Origin of the sequence: Arthrobacter luteolus NBRC 107841 (assembly GCF_001552075.1) — a bacterium.
GTDB lineage: Bacteria > Actinomycetota > Actinomycetes > Actinomycetales > Micrococcaceae > Arthrobacter_B > Arthrobacter_B luteolus.
Map to the genome: position 1 here is coordinate 215,720 of NZ_BCQM01000004.1, position 17,928 is coordinate 233,647.

The 17,928-nt window shown below is 65.6% G+C and carries 18 protein-coding genes; 9 read left to right on the forward strand and 9 right to left on the reverse strand.

Annotation, left to right across the window (positions count from 1 at the left end):
• Position 1: 1 nt before the first annotated feature.
• The 6 genes from AL3_RS09630 to AL3_RS09655 all read left to right on the forward strand — a co-directional run bounded on the left by AL3_RS09630 (position 2) and on the right by AL3_RS09655 (position 5,836).
• Positions 2-313 (forward strand): L-rhamnose mutarotase, encoded by a 312-nt coding sequence (locus AL3_RS09630; protein WP_066299925.1) that lies wholly within the window; start codon positions 2-4, stop codon positions 311-313.
• The gene (locus AL3_RS09635; RefSeq protein ID WP_066299928.1) at positions 310-1,272 is read left to right on the forward strand and encodes an aldo/keto reductase; all 963 of its coding nucleotides are present in this window, start codon (positions 310-312) and stop codon (positions 1,270-1,272) included. The genes AL3_RS09630 and AL3_RS09635 overlap by 4 nt, the downstream gene beginning before the upstream one ends.
• Positions 1,262-2,206, forward strand: a complete 945-nt coding sequence (locus AL3_RS09640) for an amidohydrolase family protein (protein ID WP_083521631.1) — start codon at positions 1,262-1,264, stop codon at positions 2,204-2,206. Before AL3_RS09635 ends, AL3_RS09640 begins: the two co-directional genes overlap by 11 nt.
• Complete coding sequence (locus AL3_RS09645) at positions 2,199-3,707, forward strand: sugar ABC transporter ATP-binding protein (RefSeq protein ID WP_066299932.1); 1,509 nt, start codon at positions 2,199-2,201, stop codon at positions 3,705-3,707. Before AL3_RS09640 ends, AL3_RS09645 begins: the two co-directional genes overlap by 8 nt.
• Entirely contained in the window at positions 3,704-4,768 is a 1,065-nt protein-coding gene (locus AL3_RS09650; RefSeq protein WP_083521632.1) for an ABC transporter permease, read from the forward strand. The genes AL3_RS09645 and AL3_RS09650 overlap by 4 nt, the downstream gene beginning before the upstream one ends.
• 96 nt (positions 4,769-4,864) lie before the next feature.
• Positions 4,865-5,836 (forward strand): ABC transporter substrate-binding protein, encoded by a 972-nt coding sequence (locus AL3_RS09655; protein WP_066299933.1) that lies wholly within the window; start codon positions 4,865-4,867, stop codon positions 5,834-5,836.
• Positions 5,837-5,952: 116 nt separating this feature from the next.
• Here the strand turns inward: AL3_RS09655 and AL3_RS09660 are convergent, their stop codons facing one another.
• Genes AL3_RS09660 through AL3_RS09680 form a run of 5 tightly spaced genes read right to left on the reverse strand, consistent with a single transcriptional unit; the run spans position 5,953 to position 10,172 of the window.
• Positions 5,953-6,624, reverse strand: a complete 672-nt coding sequence (locus AL3_RS09660) for a FadR/GntR family transcriptional regulator (protein ID WP_066299935.1) — start codon at positions 6,622-6,624, stop codon at positions 5,953-5,955.
• Between the two features lie 38 nt (positions 6,625-6,662).
• A complete protein-coding gene (locus tag AL3_RS09665; RefSeq protein WP_066299937.1) occupies positions 6,663-7,853 on the reverse strand; it encodes an ABC transporter permease in 1,191 nt (396 codons plus the stop codon).
• A complete protein-coding gene (locus AL3_RS09670; RefSeq protein WP_066299939.1) occupies positions 7,850-8,539 on the reverse strand; it encodes an ABC transporter ATP-binding protein in 690 nt (229 codons plus the stop codon). The genes AL3_RS09665 and AL3_RS09670 overlap by 4 nt, the downstream gene beginning before the upstream one ends.
• Complete coding sequence (locus AL3_RS09675; RefSeq protein ID WP_066299941.1) at positions 8,536-9,654, reverse strand: efflux RND transporter periplasmic adaptor subunit; 1,119 nt, start codon at positions 9,652-9,654, stop codon at positions 8,536-8,538. Before AL3_RS09675 ends, AL3_RS09670 begins: the two co-directional genes overlap by 4 nt.
• A gap of 2 nt (positions 9,655-9,656) precedes the next feature.
• Positions 9,657-10,172, reverse strand: coding sequence for a hypothetical protein (locus tag AL3_RS09680; RefSeq protein WP_151724006.1), 516 nt, complete (start codon positions 10,170-10,172; stop codon positions 9,657-9,659).
• Positions 10,173-10,335: 163 nt separating this feature from the next.
• On the opposite strand from AL3_RS09680, the gene AL3_RS09685 reads away from it, so the two are divergent.
• Positions 10,336-10,998 carry a response regulator transcription factor gene (locus tag AL3_RS09685; protein ID WP_066299948.1) on the forward strand — a complete coding sequence of 221 codons (663 nt, stop codon included), beginning with the start codon at positions 10,336-10,338 and terminating at the stop codon, positions 10,996-10,998.
• Positions 10,979-12,274, forward strand: a complete 1,296-nt coding sequence (locus AL3_RS09690) for a sensor histidine kinase (protein ID WP_066299951.1) — start codon at positions 10,979-10,981, stop codon at positions 12,272-12,274. The genes AL3_RS09685 and AL3_RS09690 overlap by 20 nt, the downstream gene beginning before the upstream one ends.
• On the opposite strand, the gene AL3_RS09695 is transcribed toward AL3_RS09690, so the two are convergent.
• Entirely contained in the window at positions 12,261-13,085 is an 825-nt protein-coding gene (locus AL3_RS09695) for a crotonase/enoyl-CoA hydratase family protein (protein ID WP_066299954.1), read from the reverse strand. The two genes, AL3_RS09690 and AL3_RS09695, sit on opposite strands and share 14 nt — an antisense overlap.
• Positions 13,086-13,189: 104 nt before the next feature.
• On the opposite strand from AL3_RS09695, the gene AL3_RS09700 reads away from it, so the two are divergent.
• On the forward strand, positions 13,190-13,858 hold the full coding sequence (locus AL3_RS09700; protein ID WP_066299956.1) for a hypothetical protein: 669 nt from the start codon (positions 13,190-13,192) through the stop codon (positions 13,856-13,858).
• Here the strand turns inward: AL3_RS09700 and AL3_RS09705 are convergent.
• From AL3_RS09705 to mgtE, 3 genes are all read right to left on the reverse strand, one after another.
• Positions 13,855-14,877, reverse strand: a complete 1,023-nt coding sequence (locus AL3_RS09705; RefSeq protein ID WP_066299958.1) for an aldo/keto reductase — start codon at positions 14,875-14,877, stop codon at positions 13,855-13,857. The two genes, AL3_RS09700 and AL3_RS09705, sit on opposite strands and share 4 nt — an antisense overlap.
• A gap of 104 nt (positions 14,878-14,981) precedes the next feature.
• Positions 14,982-16,184, reverse strand: a complete 1,203-nt coding sequence (lhgD, locus tag AL3_RS09710; RefSeq protein WP_066300239.1) for an L-2-hydroxyglutarate dehydrogenase — start codon at positions 16,182-16,184, stop codon at positions 14,982-14,984.
• Positions 16,185-16,237: 53 nt separating this feature from the next.
• Positions 16,238-17,596: a magnesium transporter gene (gene mgtE / locus AL3_RS09715; protein WP_066299961.1), complete on the reverse strand. Its 1,359-nt coding sequence runs from the start codon at positions 17,594-17,596 to the stop codon at positions 16,238-16,240.
• Positions 17,597-17,928: the final 332 nt, after the last annotated feature.

Below are 17,928 nucleotides of genomic sequence, written 5' to 3' on the forward strand. Positions count from 1 at the left end.
CATGGAACGCATCGCACTGCACACCCGGCTAAAGCCGGGACGGGAAGCGGAGTACGACGCCGTGCACGCCCGGATCCCGGCGAACCTGGACGCCGCCCTGCGCGAGGCAGGGGTTTCCAGCTGGCGGATCTGGCGCAGCGGACTGGACCTCTTCCATGTAGTGGAAGCCGATGACTACGCCGCCATGCGCCGGTTCCTCGCCTCCCACCCGGCCAACCTGCCCTGGCAGGCCCAGATGGCGGAACTGCTGGACGTGCAGGACGACTACTCCGGAACCGGCCGGGGCATCAACCAGGTGTGGGAGCTGCCATGACCACCGCAGAGGTGGGGCCGCTCGGGTTCGGGTGCGCCAGCATCGGCAATCTCTACCGGGAAATGTCCGACGCCGACGCCGCCGAAACGCTGCAGGCAGCCTGGGACGGCGGCAGCCGGTACTTCGACACTGCGCCGCACTATGGGCTGGGCCTGTCCGAGGAGCGGCTGGGCCGGTTCCTGGCGGACCGCCCGCGGGACGGTTTCCTGGTCTCCACCAAGGTGGGCCGCCTGCTGGTGGAGAACCCGGAGTTTTCCGCCGGCCAGAAGGACGACGAGGGCTTCGCCGTGCCGGCCACGCTCAAGCGGCAGTGGGATCCCAGCGAAGCGGGCATCCGCCGGTCGCTGGAAGACTCCCTGACCCGGCTGGGCCTGGCGCGGGCGGACATTGTCTTCCTGCACGACCCCGATGCCTACGATCTGGCGGCCGGGATCGAACAGGGGCTGCCGGTACTGGAAAAGCTGCGCGCCGAAGGAACCGTGGACGCGGTCGGCGTCGGCGCGAACTCCGCCGAGACCCTGCTGGCCTGCATCGAAGCTGCCGAGCTGGACTACATCATGCTTTCCGGCTGCTATACGCTGCTGGATCAGCCCGCCGCGCGCGAACTGCTGCCCAAATGCCTGGCAAAGGGCGTGAAGGTCATCAACGTAGGCGTCTACAGCACCGGCATCCTCGCCCAGCCGCAGGTCCCGGCGCAGGCACACTACAAGTACGCCCCGGCGTCCGCGGAGGTGCGGGCCAAGGCCGCGCAGATCGCCGCTGTCTGCGGGCGTTTCGGCACCGATCTGCCCACCGCCGCACTGCACTTCAGCCTGCGGCATCCGGCCGTGGCGGCCGTCGTCACCGGAGCCTCCAGCGCAGCCCAGGCCGCACAGAACGCGGCCCGCCTCCAGGCCGGGGTTCCCGAAGAGCTGTGGACGGCGCTCGCCGCAGAGGAGCTGATTCCGTATGACTCGTGAGAACGGAACCGGGGCCGTCACCCACCGCCTCGACGCGCATCCCGCCCCGCGCCTCGACGCGCACCTTCACCTGTGGGACCTTTCCGCCGGTGGATACCGCTGGCTGGAACAGGCCGAGCCGGAACTTCGCCGCAGTTTCCTCCCCGGCGAAGCGGGGCAGCTGCTGGACGCCGCCGGAATCGACGGAGCCGTGCTGGTGCAGGCCGAAGACAGCCTCCGGGACACCGCCTACCTGCTCTCGGTGGCTGCCCGGCACAGCTTCGTGCGGGGCGTCGTCGGCTGGATCCAGCTGGACACTCCCGCTGCCGCAGCCGAACAGCTGGGCGACTGGAGCCAGGACTCCGCATTTGTGGGTATCCGGCACCTGGTCCATGATGATCCGCGCCCGGACTTCCTGCAGCTGCCCGCCGTCCGGGCTTCACTCTGCCTTGTGGCCGAGGCCGGGTTTTCCTTCGACATTCCGGATGCCTTTCCCGGGCACCTGGACCAGGCTTCGCAGCTGGCAGCCGCGCTGCCCGGGCTGCGAATCGTCGTCGACCATCTGGGTAAACCGCCCCGCGGAGCCGGGGCCGAGCGGGAGGACCGCTGGGAGCGGCAGCTGAGGCAGGCCGCGGAGCTGCCCAACATCACCGCCAAGGTTTCGGGACTGCGTACCTCCGGCGCCGGCTACACCATCGAGGAGCTGCGCCGGACGTGGGAGATTGCCCTGGACGCTTTTGGCCCCGAACGGCTGCTTTATGGCGGGGACTGGCCGGTCAGCGGTCCGGACCGGTACGGCGAAACACTGAACGTGATCGAGGCACTGGCCGCAGAGCTGTCCCCGGCCGAACATGCAGCCCTCATGGGCGGCAACGCCGCCCGGATCTACCGGCTGCCGGCGGCGGAAACCCGGCGTGAATCAGGGCATGAGATGAAAGCAGGCAGCCATGAGTGAATACCTCCTGGAAGTGCAGGGGATCAGCAAGGCCTTTCCGGGCGTCCAGGCCCTGGACGGGATGCATCTCAACCTGCGCCACAACGAGGTCCTGGCGCTGGTGGGGGAGAACGGCGCGGGAAAGTCCACGCTCATGAAGCTGCTCTCCGGCATCGAAACCCCGGACGCGGGCAGCTTCACGCTGAACGGGGAGCAGATCTCCGTGGCCAGCCCCCGCCATGCGCAGCAGCTGGGCATCAGCATCATCCACCAGGAATTCCACCTGATGCGGGACCTGACCGTGGCCCAGAACATCTTCATCGGACGGGAGCCGCGCACCGGCCCGTTCCTGAACGAGCGTGCGCTGAACCGCAAGGCGCAGGAGCTTTTTGACCGGATCGGCATTGACCTCGACCCGCGGCAGCCCGTAGCGGGGCTGACCGTCGCCCGGCAGCAGATGGTGGAAATCGCCAAAGCCCTCTCCTGGGATTCGGTCCGGGTCCTGATTATGGATGAGCCGACGGCGGCCCTGAACGATGCGGAGGTGGCCGCCCTGCACGGACTCATCCGCCAGTTCACCACCGCGGAAACCGGCGTTATCTACATCTCCCACCGGATGGACGAGCTCAAGGCGATTTCCGGGCGGATCACGGTTATCCGCGACGGGGAATACGTGGACACCGTGGACACCGCCGCCACCACCATGCGGGAAGTCATCTCCCTGATGGTGGGGCGGCAGGTGAAAACCGACCAGCGTCCTGCAGAAACCCGGGTCAGCGGAGAGCCGCTGCTCAGCGTCCGCGGTCTCAGCACCAAGACCCTGCTGGACGACGTCAGCTTCGACCTGCATCCCGGCGAAATCCTGGGGTTCGCCGGACTGATGGGGGCCGGGCGCACCGAAGTTGCCCGGGCCGTCGTCGGCGCCGACCGGATCACCGCCGGAACCATCCACCTCCGCGGGCGTGCGGTGAGAATCCCGACGCCGGCAGCAGCCGCGGCGCTGGGCATCGGCTATCTGTCCGAAGACCGCAAGCATTTGGGCCTGATGCTCGAACGCAGCGTCGCCGAGAACATTGTGCTGACGTCGCTGCCCAAACTCAGCACGGCCGGGTTCGTGAAGCCGAAGGCCATCCGGGACCAGGCCGTGGCGTCCGTGCAGCAGCTGCGGATCAAAACACCGGGAATCCGGCAGAGCGCCAAGAACCTCTCCGGCGGAAACCAGCAGAAAGTGGTGATCGCCAAGTGGCTCTTCCGCGACTGCGACATCCTCATTTTCGACGAACCGACCCGGGGGATCGACGTCGGCGCGAAGGACGAAATCTACGCCCTCCTGAACGAGCTCGCCGCGGCGGGGAAATCGATCATCATGATCTCCTCTGAACTGCCCGAGGTCCTGCGCATGTCCCACCGGATAGCGGTCATGAGCGAAGGCCGGATCACCGGTGTCCTCGAAAACTCCGCGGCAACGCAGGAAAACATCATGGAACTGGCTACACAAGGCAAAGGAGCCCCAGCAGCATGAGCACGGTAAATAAAGCACCAGCGGCTCCTGCGGGAAGCCCGCAGCCGCAGCCGGGAGGCCCCGGAAGAATCCGCAGCGCCCTGGCCGTCACCAGCCCGGGCCTGCGCGTCCGGTTCCAGACCTCGCTGCAGCAGCTGATGGCGTTCGGCTCCCTGATCGTCCTGGTCATCCTCTTCGGCATCCTGAACCCCCGGTTCCTGCAGCCCACGAACCTCTCCGACATCCTGCTCTCCACCGTGGTCATCGGGCTCCTGGCCCTCGGCGCCACCTTCGTGATCGTTACCGGCGGTATCGATCTCTCCGTCGGCACGGGCATGAGCCTGTGCTCGGTGATGACCGGTGTGGTGCTGACCAACCTTGGGATGCCGCTGATCTTCGGAGTGCTCGGCGGGATCCTGGCCGGCGCCCTGATGGGAGCCGTCAACGGGTTCTTCGTCTCCTACCTGAAAATTCCGCCCTTCATTGCCACTCTGGCCATGATGATGGTGGCCCAGGGACTGGCCCTGGTGATTTCCGGAACAAAGCCGATCTACTTCAACGACACCCCCGGGTTCAGTGCCCTGGCGCTGGGAAAACCGATTGCCGGACTGGTGATTCCGAATGCCGTCTTCATCTTCTTCGCAGCCGCCGTCGTCGCCGGAATCCTGCTCAGCCGCACCCTGATCGGCCGGTACACGTTCTCCATCGGCAGCAATGAGGAAGCCACGGCGCTCTCCGGGATCAACGTGCGCAAGTGGAAGCTGCTCATCTACACGCTCGCCGGATCCTTCACCGGCCTCGCCGGTGTCATCATCGCAGCCAGGCTCAACTCGGCGCAGCCCGGACAGGGCATGGGGTACGAACTGCAGGCCATCGCGGCCGTCGTCATCGGCGGCACGTCCCTGGCCGGCGGCAAGGGCTCGATTATCGGCACCGTCATCGGTGCGCTGATCATGTCGGTGATGACCAACGGGCTGCGGGTGATCTCGGTTCCGCAGGAATGGCAGAACGTGGCGATCGGCGTCGTCATCCTGATTGCCGTCTACCTGGACATGCTGCGCCGGAAGGAGAACAGCACGTAGCCCCACGCTCCCGGGGTGTTCCCGTCCCCCAAACCTCCGAGGCAGTACAACGCTCTTCAACCACTCAACGGTTCTTCCAACAAAGGAGTTTGAGAAATGATCCGGAAAAAGCTTGCGGCAGTCACCGCCGCGGCAGCGCTGATGCTCACCATGACGGCATGTGAAAGTACCGAAAGCAGTGCGGATTCCGACGGCGGAACCCCGTACATCGCGATTGTGTCCAAGGGCTTCCAGCACCAGTTCTGGCAGGCCGTCAAGCAGGGCGCGGACCAGGCCGCGGAGGAATTCGGCGTCGAAATCACCTTCGAAGGACCGGACAAGGAAACCAACGTGGACCAGCAGATCCAGATGCTGACCACCGCGCTGGGCAAGAATCCCTCCGCCATCGGCTTCGCGGCCCTGGACAGCCAGGCGGCCACCCCGCTGCTGGAGGAGGCCAAGTCCAAGGACATTCCCGTGGTGGCCTTCGACTCCGGTGTGGACAGCGACATCCCGGTGGCCACCGCCACCACCGACAACAAGGCAGCCGCCGCCGAGGCCGCCAAACAGCTGGCGGACCTGATCGGCGGCAAGGGAAAGATCGCCGTGATCGCCCACGATCAGACCTCGAAGTCCGGCACGGACCGCCGGGACGGTTTCCTGGAATGGATCGAGGAGAACGCTCCGGACATTGAAGTGGTGGACGTCCAGTACGGCGACGGGGACCAGCTGAAGTCCACCGACGCCGCCAAGGCGATCATTGCGGCCCATCCCGACCTGGCCGGTATGTACGGAACCAACGAAGGCTCGGCCATCGGCGTCGTCAATGCCGTCAAGGAACTGAATCTCAAGGGCAAGCTGACCATTGTCGGCTTCGACTCCGGCAAGGCTCAGATCGATGCGATCAAGGATGGCACCATGGCTGGTGCCGTCACGCAGAACCCGGTGGGAATCGGCTATGAGACGGTCAAGGCCGCCGTCGCCGCTTCCAAGGGTGAAAGCGTGGAGAAGGTGATCGACACCGGCTTCTTCTGGTACGACGCTGAGAACATCGATTCAGACGAAATCAAGCCGAACCTCTACGAATAGAGGCTCCTGCTTTAAAGGGGAATGCCCCGCCGGCCGCAGCCGGCGGGACATTCCCCTTTTACCCTGCTTTGATGCCAGTTCGTCCTCGCCCGGTTGGCCCGTGAGGTGGGCCAGTGTCAGAGGGCCTGGCGCAGCCAGTTCTCCACGCCGCTGACATGCACCGTCATCAGGGCCCGGGCCAGATCCGCGTCCTTCCGTGCCAGGGCAGCGGCAATGGCGGTGTGTTCGGCGAGGGTGGCGGACACCGCTTTGTCCTGCGTCAGGCCGCGCCAGACCCGGGCCCGGACGGTGCTGCTGGAGAGCCCGTCGAGCAGGCTCTCCAGGTAGGAATTCCCGGACGCCTTGGCGATCAGGCTGTGGAAGGCGAGGTCATGGGCCACCAGGTCCTCCACCGAGGTGTCCTCGTGCACGGTGTCCAGGGTGGCGGTCAGCTCGGTGAGCTGTTCCCCGGTGATCCGCTGGGCAGCCAGGGAGGCGGACCCGGGTTCCAGGATGCGGCGGACCTCAAAGAGTTCCAGGACCGACGTGTCCTGGTGGAGGTCGACGACGAAAGCCATGGCTTCGGTCAGCAGCTGCGGCTCGAGGCTGGTCACGTAGGTGCCGTCACCGCGGCGGACGTCCAGGACGCGGATCAGTTCCAGTGCCTTGACCGCTTCCCGCATGGAGCTGCGGGACAGGCCGAGGCGCTCGCTGAGGTCCTTCTCAGGGGGGAGCCGGTCACCCGCCTTCAGCTCACCGCTGATGAGCATGTCCTTGATTTTGGTGATCGCTTCATCCGTAACAGCCATAGACCCATCCTAATGGTCGGATGTTTCGCGGGCGTTGCCTAGCTGCTGAGCGCGGCGGTGGGCGAGGTGCGCGCCGCCCGCATGGCAGGCAGCACGCCGGCAACCGCGCCCACGGCCACTGTGACCACAACGCCGGCGGCAAGCACTTCGGGCGGGATAGCCATGGCCCAGCCATTGCTGTACGCGGCGATGGCGGTGATCACCCACCCCAGGAAGGTGCCGGCGAGTCCGCCATAGACGGACAGCAGCATGGCCTCGAAGAGGAATTGCAGACGGATGTGCCGGCGCGTGGCGCCCAGGGAACGCCGAAGCCCTATTTCACGCTGCCGCTCCAGCACCGAAATGACCATAGTGTTGGCCACTCCGATTCCTCCGACCAGAAGAGCGATGGAGCCCACCCCGACCAGCAGTCCGGTGAACGCCTGGTCCACAGTGTTCTTCGCGGCGAGAGCATCAGATGGTCGGCTGACTTTCACCTCGCTAGGCGACTCAGGGTTGATGGTTGGCGGCAGCATGCTGCGCACATCCGCGACCAGGGCCTCTTCTGAGCGTTCGTAGAGGGTGGTGGGGTTGCCGCCATGGCCGAACAGCTGTGCTGCGATGGGCTCACCGATCAGCGCCGACGCGTCCAGTTCCGGGGCCAGCGGGGAGCTGTCGAGGATGCCGGCCACAGTGAAGTGCTGGTTGCCGAGCCAGACGCTGGAACCCGGGCTTTGAATGCCCAGGCGTTCAGCCGTGCCGCGGCCGAGTACGACTACGGGGTACTGGGCGGTGGCTTCGTTGAGCCAGTTTCCGTGCAGGAGCTCAGCCCCCGTGGCCGCCAGGAGATCCAGATCGGTGGCAGCCACGCTGAGGCCGCCGGTGCGGGAGGGAGAGATTTCTGAGTTTCGGTAAATGTGGACGTTTTCAAGCACACTGGTGGAGCTCGCGTGCAGCACCCCGGGGATACGGCGCACTTGGGCCACAGACTCCGGAGGGAGCTGGGCTTCCTTCCCGAACAAGTCGTCCCCGGCGGTGACGGTGAGCAGGTTGGTGCCCAGCTCGGAGAGCTTCTCCTTCACCAGCGCCTGGCTGGAAGTGGAGATTCCAATAACCGAGATCATTGCGGCAATGCCGATGGCAATGCCAAGGGCGGACAGGATGGCACGACCCGGCCGGGCACGGGATCCGTGAAACCCCAGGGCCAGGAGATCGCCGGGGCGCAGCCGGGAACGCTTGATGGAACTCATGAAAAAACCTTTGCCGTATCTGAGATGATCTGCCCGTCACGAAGGCGCACCTGACGCGGCAGGCCGTCTGCGAGTTCCTGATCGTGGGTAATGACCACAACGGTTGTGCCGCCGGCGTTCAGCTCCTGCAGAATCTCCATAACTCCCTGGCCGGACTTGGTGTCGAGGCTGCCGGTGGGCTCATCGGCGAGGAGCAGCGCCGGTTCACCCACCACCGCGCGCGCTATGGCGACCCGTTGACGCTCACCGCCGGAGAGCTGGCGGGGATGGTGCCTGAGCCTGTGGCCCAGGCCGACCTTCTCCAGGGCAATGACGGCCCGGCGCCGGCGTTCCCGGGCGGGAACGCCGGTATACAACAGGCCTGCGGCTACGTTATCGATGGTTGCCACACCGTCCGAGAGGTGGAACTGCTGGAAAATAAAGCCAATGGTGTAGGCACGCAGCGCGGACAGCTCGGTATCGCTGAGCTGCGCAATGTCATTGCCGGCGATCCGGGTACTACCCGCCGAAGCGCGGTCAAGGGAGCCAATAATATTCAGCATGGTTGACTTGCCCGAGCCGCTGGGGCCGACGATGGCCAGCATCTCGCCTTCGACGATGCGCAGGTCCACTCCGTCCAGTGCGACCGTTGGCGGGGACCCGTACTCCCGCCTCACTCCGCTGAGCTCAACAATCGCGGAGTTCATTTGGCAACCACCACTTTGTCGCCCTCAGCCAGCCCGCCGCCCGTGACTATGACCTGGCCATCGGCGAAGGTTCCGAGTTCCACCTCCACACGTTCCGTCGTCGAACCGCTGAGGCGTTCGACGGCGAAGCCGCCCCCGGGCTGTGCCAGCAAGGCCACAACTGGAACCAGCAGCGAGTCTGTGCCCAGGACCCGGCTGAACACCGTAGTCACTGCAACATTGTCCAGGTTTTCGCCGGCGGCGGGGTCATCCAAGGACAGGACCACAGGAACCTTGAGACTGGTACCCGTGGCTCCCTCCACCTCCGTGGGAGCATCAAGCCGGGTGACCGTTCCGGCGGTTTCCGAGCCGCCCGGGAGCACGACGGTCACTTTCGTGCCCGGTGCGGCCAGGGACTGCTGGGAAGTTTCAACGTTGACCTGCACAACCTTGTTGGTGTCGGTGACGGAGACGATCTCCGTGCCGGCCGCATCCCCAACCTGTGCCTTGTGGTCCTGGACCCGCAGGTCTGTGGGAGAGAAGAAGATCCTGCCCAGCTCGACCTTGCCCGTTACTTCCAGGCCTGCGGTTTTCTGCCAGTATCGAATGGCATATCCGGTATTTGCATCAAAGTTCTCATCCGGCGCAAACCCGAAGAACCCCAGGGCGGAAAGGTTTTCTTCAAGCTGGAGCACGTCGCCGCCTGGAACCATGCCCTGCTCAAAGCCCCGCCACGCCGGAATTTCGCCCGACATCAGGATCACTGGACTCTCATTGACGCGGAAGAGTTCCTCACCGGCCGTGACCACGGTGCCGGCGTCGGGCAACTCGGTGAGCGTGCCTTCCAGAACGGTCCCCACGGCGCGTGGCTTGGAGTAGCCCAGGGTGCCCTGGAGCCTCAGCTGTTCCGTGAGATCCCCCCGGGCAACGGTCTGGGTTTCGAGGTTGAGATGGTTTTCTCCGGCGGCGTCATTGTCGGCGTTGCTGGGGGATGTGGGCAGGATGGCTACCGCTGTCACGACGGCGGCCACGGCGGCGATGCCCACAGCCGACACGACCAGTGCGCGGCGGGACGGGCGGCGCGTGGTCCGCTTTGCGCTGCGGACATCGGTGTGGAGCTGGTCCTCATTCGCCATCGCTAGTTGACCTGCTCCATGGACTGCTCTGAGCACTTGTCCACAACGTCGGGGTCGGTTTCGGGCCCGAGAGCCGAGGTCATTCCGCCCTTGACCGGGTCGGGGAAGTCGAAGCCGGCATCACGCATGCACTTAGCGAAAATGAGCTGGGATTCAAAGATCTCATCATCTGTGGGCTGGCTTTCATCCACTGGAGGTTCCCCGACCTCCTTGCTGCATGCCTGTGCCACCCGGTCGAAGGCCTCCATGTCGAACTGGGTCGTGTCGACGCTTCCGCTTCCACCCTCCGGGCCGCCCTCGCCGCCACTGATGTCAAAACCGGCGTCCAGGAAGCAGTCGTCCATGTCCTGCCGCCAATCCGCCATGGACATCTCATAGGAATCGGTCTTTAGCTGCCCGTCTTCGGGCTGGGCGGGGGAACAGGCAGAAACAGTGAGGAGCAAAGCGGAGGCCGCTATCAAGGCTGCTGATTTCCGGAGGCTAAGGTTGGCTTTCCTGAAGGTGGCGTTGGCTTGCAATCTACAGTCCTTTTTCGGGGTTCCCCGGGCGGTTGTCCGGGCAACTACCACTTCACCAGCGCAGGGGTTACGGGAAGGTAAAGCGCTGGCCTTACCTTTCCGTAACCCTCCATCTGATTGACTTAAGGTAGGGCCGAACGGGTATGCGCAAGGAGAGGGGCACATGAGGGTACTGATTGTCGAGGACGAGGAGTTCCTGGCCGAAGCCATCCGATCCCGGCTGGAAATGGACGCCATCGCAGCGGACATCGCCGGGGACGGCACCAACGCGCTGCTGGCTGTTGAAGACAATGATTACGACGTCGTCCTGCTGGACCGGGACATCCCCGGTGTCCACGGCGACGACGTCTGCCGCCAGTTGTCCGAAGACCCGGCCAGTCCGGCCATCTTGATGCTCACCGCCTCGGGCAGCCTCAACGACAAAGTGGGCGGGCTTGGGCTGGGCGCCGACGATTACCTGGCCAAGCCTTTTGAATTCCCCGAGCTGATCGCCCGCCTGCGGGCGCTGAACCGGCGGAAGTTCACATCCCACCCGCCTGCGCTTGAATGTGGAGCGCTACGGCTGGATCCTTTTCGACGCGAAGTGTCTTTGGAGAGCCGGTACGTGCAACTGACGAAGAAGGAATTCTCCGTCCTGGAACTGCTCATGAAGGCTGGCGGCGGCCCTGTCAGCGCTGAAACCATCCTGGAGAAGGCCTGGGACGAGAACGCCAATCCGTTTACCAATACCGTGAAGGTGACGATCAGCAACCTCCGCCGCAAGCTCGGCAATCCGGCCATCATCACCACCCTTCCGGGAGTCGGCTATGCCGTCAGCAGAGACTGACCCGGCCGCAGCGGAGCCCGTTCTGCGCCGGTACCGCCTGACGGTGCGGGCCCGGCTGGCCCTGACGTATTCGGCGCTGCTGACCGGTGCTGGAATCGTGATGCTTGCCCTCGTCTACGTGTTTATGCGTTTTGTGCCCACCTACGAATTCGCGCAGTCCGCGAGTACTCCGGCCATGACCGGGGAAAGCACCGAAGCCATACCCGCGATGCCTGTTCCACCGGGTGCTGCTGACAGCAGCCCTGCACAGGTGACTACTCCGGCAACGACCCTGCACATCGACTCGCCCGAACAGATGCTCAACGTCCTGCTCATTGCCTCAGCCGTGGTCCTGCTCCTGCTCGCAGTGACGGGTGTCGCCGCAGGCTGGATCGTTGCCGGGCGGATGCTCAAGCCCCTGCAGTACATCAACACTGCGGTGCGGAGCGCGGCGGCCGGGGACCTGGGGCATCGGATCGGCCTTGTCGGTCCGCGCGATGAAATATCCGATCTGGCCATGAGCTTTGACGACATGCTCAGCCAATTGGAGCGGTCCTTCACCGCGTCACGCCGTTTTGCCCAGAACGCCTCCCATGAGCTCCGCACACCCCTGGCTACCACCCGGGCCATGCTCGACGTCGCTATCGCCCGGCAGGAAGTGCCCGACGCGGAAATTCTGGCCAAGCTGCGGATCATGAATGAACGCAGCATCGAAACAGTCACGGCCTTGCTGGATCTGGCCAGCATCGAATCATCCACCACCCAGCCTGAAGTGATCGACCTGGCCGCGAAGGCCCGGGATGCGCTGCAGAGTTTCAGCGTGGAAGCTTCAGTGCGGGGAACGATAATCCAGCAGAACCTCGACACGGCAGAAGTGGCCGGCGACCCTGTGCTGATCCGACAGCTGGCGGGCAACCTCGTCCAGAACGCGATCCGGCATAACAACGACGACGGATTCCTCTCCGTGGCGACGCGGACCTCGGCCAGGGGAACCGCCATCATCGAGGTGGCCAACAGCGGCGCCCAGCTGGACGGGGCCACGCTCGCCCAGCTTACGGAGCCCTTCCGCAAAGGTGCCGGACGAACGGCCGGACAGGCTGCGAAGGGCCACGGGCTGGGCCTGTCCATCGTGGCCGCCATTACCGAACGGCATCGCGGTACGTTGGAGCTTGAGGCCAGGAAGGGCGGGGGACTGGTGGCCAGAATTGAGTTCCCTCCAGTGGAGGCCGCAAATCCACGGAATCACAGGCCCAACGCCATGGCCGGGGAATCCGCAGCCGGTGTCAGTCCCCGGTGAAGGACGCTGGCCGCCGCTCCGCGAACGCCTGCGCCGCCTCCGCAAAGTCACGGCTGGGCAGGAAAGCCGTGTTCCACACCTGGACGTAATCGAGGCCCGCCTGCACTGATGCCTCGGCCCCCTGGTCCAGGACCCGCTTCACTCCCTGGACCACCAGCGGTGGATTCCCGGCAATTAGGGCGGCCAGCCCGCGGCCCCGAGCGACGACGTCGTCCGCCAGTTCGGTGACCAGGCCCAGCTCCAGGGCACGCGGGGCGGAGAAGTCCTCGCCCGTCAGGGCCAGATGCCGGGTGGCTCCGGAGCCAATAATCCCGGGCAGGCGCTGTAATGATCCGAGGTCCGCCACGATTCCAACCCGAACCTCCCGGATACTGAACTTCGCGTCCGGCGAGGCGATCCGTAGATCTGCCGCCGCGATCAGGTCCACACCACCGCCAATGCACCAGCCGTCCACTGCGGCGATAACCGGTTTGCCGCAGCGGGCAACAGAACTGACAGCATCCTGCAGATCTTTGATCTTCAGCCGGAATCCGTTCCGCAGCCGGGCATCGGTGCCACTGGATTCCAGCAGCGGACGGAAAACCGGCTCCATGGCGGGCAGATCCAGTCCGTAGCTGAAATTACCACCGGACCCGTAGAGCAGGATGGCACGGACCTCATCGTTGGCGCCCAGCTCCGCGAAGACGCCGGGCAGTTCAGCCCAGAAGTCCGGCCCCATGGCATTGCCCTTGGACGGCCCGAGCAGCTGCACCTCGGCCACCGGGCCGCTGATCTTGACATGAAGGGACCGCAGGGCGGAATCGGGTGTCATGGCATCCTTCACTGACGGGCCGGGAAATCCGGCGTGGCTGGACCTTGGGCGTCAATATACAGCGGCCGGGCGAACCACGGCGCTGGAAAAGCTAGGATCAAGGTATGGAGTTTGTGGTCATTATCCTGTTCGTTGCCGCGATCGTGCTCGTAAACTTCCTGGTGGGCCGCGCCCAGCGCCGCCGGGCGGGACGTCCGGCTGCACCGAAGGCGGCACCAAACCAGGCCCAGGGGACCAGGTCCCCCGGGCGCGCCCCGGCAGGCGCATCGCCGGAAGCCTCCCGCGAAGCAGTTTCCCGCCTTGATGAAGCCGGGCATCGGCAGGTCTATGCAGCAATCGCCCAAGGGCAGCCCATCCGTGCCATCCAGGTCTATGCGCAGCTGACCGGCTGCGGCCTCCGAGCAGCAAGTGCCGCCGTGGCGTCGCTGGCCTCGCACCCGGTCCCGTACACAAAACCGGCACCGAAGCCGGCAGCTGAGACGCCCTCCGGTGAAACTCCCTCCGGTGAAACCGGCAGGCCGGAGGGCAACGGCACTGAAGACACGAGGCCCGCCGGCGCTGAAGACACCAAGGCTGCACCGCCGTTGAAGGATGCCGGGGAAACGGGCAAAGACCCGGGGACCGCAGCGGCAGCCCCGCCGGAAAAGGCCGGAACAGACGCGCCCGCCCCTGGCACACCCAAGGACGCGGGCAAGCGGAACAATCCCCAGACACTTCCCGACGAGGCGGAGATCAGCAAATGGGCGCAGAACCTGCGCCCCGAAGACTTCTAGCCCAGCCGGCGTGAGCGCTGGGTGAGTCCGTCCCGGCCATAGGGGTAGTTCCCCACTGCTGGGGTGCTGACCTCGTCCAGTTCCTGCCGTTCCGCCGCCGTCAGCTCCAGATCCGCCGCCTGCAGGTTTCCTTCGAGCTGTTCCGGGGTCCGGGCGCCCAGAATGACCGAGGTAACCCCCGGGCGTCCGGCGAGCCACGCCAGTGCGACCTGCGCCGGAGCTGCGCCGTGTGCGGAGGCGATCCGGTGCAGGGCATCGAGGACGTGCCAGGTCTGCGGGTTGCTGCTGCGCAGGTCCCAGCCCTGGAACTGGCGGGCCGGATTTTCACCCACCCTGGTATTGCCGGCCGGGACGGTTTCCCGGTGGTATTTACCCGTCAGCCAGCCGCCCGCCAGCGGCGACCAGGGAAGCAGGCCCAGGCCGGCGTCGAGCGCTGCCGGCACGATTTCCGATTCGATTTCCCGTTCCAGCAGGTTGTACTGCGGCTGCAGCGTCACCGGCGGCTGCCAGTTGTGCAGCCGGGCCAGCCAGGCGGCTTTGGTGAGCTGCCAGCCGGTGAAGTTGGAAAACCCGTAGTAGCTGATCAGGCCGGAGGACACGGCGTCATTCAGGAAGCCCAGGGTCTCTTCCAGCGGTGTCAGGGGGTCCCAGGAATGCAGCTGATACAGGTCGAGGTGCTCCACGCCCAGCCGCCGGAGCGAGCCTTCGAGGGCGCGGCGCAGGTGGCGGCGGGAGTTGCCGAGGTCGTTCGGACCGTCCCCGGTGGCAAACCGGCCTTTGGTGGCCAGGACCACCGAGTCCCGGGCGGCCTGGTTGGAGTGCAGCCATTTACCCACAATTTCCTCGGATGCGCCGGAATTGTAGATATCCGCCGTGTCAATGAAGTTGCCGCCGGAGTCCAGATAGTCCTCCAGGATGCGGTGCGAGGTCCGCTCATCCGTTTCGTTGCCGAACGTCATCGTGCCAAGGGCGTATTTGCTGACAACGGCTCCGCTGTTGCCCAGCAGACGCATTTCCATGAGTTCCCTCCCAGCCGGTACCTGTGCTCCGCTCCACCCTATGCCCGTGTCCCGGGCCGGAACAGGGGCCGCCGGGAGGAGAGCGGGAGCGGGCCGGACGGCGGCTAGGCCTGCAGGTATTTCTCCAGCAGGAAGTCGGCGATGGCCATGGAGGACGTCGCCGCTGGCGAGGGCGCATTGCGCAGCAGGGTCACCGGTCCCGCCTGGTCCACCGCGAAGTCGTCCACCAGGGATCCGTCGCGGCCCCAGGCCTGGGCGCGCACGCCGGCGGCCGTCTTGGCAGTGAGGTCGGCCATCCGCAGCTCGGGGATGAAGCGCCTGGCCCGGCTGAAGTACACAGGTTTAATCAGAGACTCACCGACCGTGTCGATTCCCATCTTCCAATACCGCCGGGCCAGTGGCAGGGCGCCCGGCCAGCGCAGCGACTCGAAGGTGTCCCGCGCTGATATCCGGGACCAGCTGTAGCCCTCGCGGGCCAGGGCGGGAACCGCGTTCGGGCCCACATGGACGTCGTTGTAGACCCCGCGGGTGAAGTGCACGCCCAGGAACGGGAAGGCCGGGTCCGGGACCGGATAGATCATGCCCTTCACCAGGTGGCTGCGTTCGGGGTCCAGCGCCCAGTATTCGCCCCGGAATGGCAGGATCCTGGGCGAAGGATCGGCCCCGGCCAGCCGGGCCACAATGTCCGACTGCAGGCCCGGGCAGGCCACAACCCGGTCGAAGACCTGCTCGGACACAGGGGTGCGGACACGGACCTTCGGACCCTCAACCGTCAGGGCGTTCACTTCCTGTCCCAGCAGAATGGTTCCCCCGGCCTGCCGCACCTCCTGGGCCATGGCTTCGGTGACAGCGGCGTAGTCGACGACGGCGGTGCGCGGGGAATGCACGGCGGCGATGCCTGCCACGTGCGGTTCGATTTCGCGCAGCTTTGCCGGATCGTCAATCCGCGCCAGATCCGGGACACCGCCGGCAAGGGAGCGCCGCTCGATGTCCGCCAGGGCCGGCAGGTCATTCTCGTCGACGGCGACCACCAGTTTGCCTGCCTCACGGTAGGGAAGGGATTTCTCCTGGCAGTACTCCTGGAGGGCAATCCGCCCGGCGGCGCACAGCTTTGCCTTCAGGGAGCCAGGTTGGTAGTACAGGCCGGCATGAACCACCCCGGAGTTGTGCCCGGTCTGATGCGCGGCAAGGCGGGCCTCCTTTTCAAAGACCGTCACCTCGCCCAAGCCCCTGAGCATGAGGGCGCGGGCCACGGCGATGCCCACGATCCCCCCGCCGATGACGGCAATGCGGTGGTCATTCACCATGTTCACTCACTCCCGTGCCCTTCACCTGGTCCTGAAGAGAGTGTAGAGGGCAGCTAAAGACCCAGGACGGCCGACGCGATCAGGAAGTAGATGATCAACCCCGTGGCGTCCACGAAGGTGGAGATAAAGGGATTGGAAAACACCGCAGGATCCACTTTGAGGGCCTTCCCCAGCAGCGGCATCAACCCGCCGACGGTGGCGGCCATGGTGCAGACCCCCAGCAGGGTCAGGCCGATCACCAGGCCGAGGGGCACGGTGAAAATGACCGCCGCCACGGCAAAGCCCAGCCCGCCGAGCAACAAGCCCAGCCAGGCGCCGACCCGGACCTCCCGGGCAACGACCTTGAGGACGTCCCTGGGCCGCACATCTCCCAGCGCCAGGGCGCGGGTGATGGTGGTGGCGGCCTGGTTCCCGGTGTTCCCCCCGGTGCCGATGAGCAGCGGGATAAAGAGGGAGAGCACCACCTGCTCGGCCAGGGTGGCTTCAAACGTGTCCATCACCTGCACCGTCAGGGTTGCGCCCAGCGCCAGGACCAGCAGCCAGACAACGCGGGCCCGGACAATGCTGCGCACCGGAGTCGCCAGGTACGGGCGGCGCAGGGGCTCGGAGCCTCCGGCCCGGGCTGCGTCCTCGCTTTCCGCGTCCTCGAGGATCCGGAGCGCATCGTCCACGGTCAGGATTCCCACCAGCCGGTTCTCCGCATCAACGATCGGCAGGACCAGAACCTTCGCGTCAGCGCAGTAGCGTGCCGCTTCCTCGGCGTCCAGGGTGGCCGGAGCGGAAATCGGGTCCTTCATCAGTTCCGAGACCAGGTCTGTTTCCTCGGCGCGCAGTACGTCCCGCAGTGACACCACGCCGACCAGGTGGCGGCTGTCATCGGTGACCGGGATCGTGTAGATGCTCTCGGCGTCGTCAAGCTGTGCCCGCACCCGGGCCAGCGCCTGGCCCGCCGTCGTCCCGGGGTGCGTGGTGACGAACTGCGGGCTCATGTAACGTCCCACGGCGCCCTGCGGGTAGCCGAGCACCATGGTGGTGAGCGCGCGGTCCTTCTCGCTGAGCCCCAGGATCAGGCGGTTGGCGACCGACGCCGGCAGCTCATCCAGCAGTGCCACCCGGTCATCCGGGCTCAGTGCGGCAAAAACCTCGGCCACCTGTGCATCCTGCAGCCCGGACACGAGATCCGCCTGCAGCCGTGCGTCGAGCCGCTCGAAGACCTCCAGCGCCCGGCCCTTTGGGAGCGTGCGGTAAGCCAGGGCCCGGTCGATGGTGTTCAGCCGTTCGAGCTGTTCCAGCGTTTCCGCCACGTCCAGCGGCTGCAGGGCACGGGCCACCTGGGGCAGGCTGTTGTTGCTGAGGGCATCGGCCAGCAGTTCGGCGCTGGCATCGAATGAAAGAGTGGGTGATTTGATCATGATCCGCTTCCCTACGGTGGGGCGCACATAAAGAGCCGCGGCAGGACCGCGGTATGTGCAAAAAATGGGTGAGGCGTGCCGGGGTGCAGTACCGCAGCCGCGCAGGCTCAGGCCGGGAAGGGGAATCGAGGGGTTCGGCTGGAAAGGGCGGAACCGGCTCGGAAGCTGCCGCTAACGGCAGGAATCGTCAGACACCTGGATGGTGTGTGGAACGGCTTCCCCGGGGCGAAGGCGAGGCCCGCGCGGTGCGGTAGATCGACTATGTCCGTCGTCCATGCGTGCGGTTCACCTCCAGACTTTCGAGGAATGATCGGATATGGAAACACCCCGGT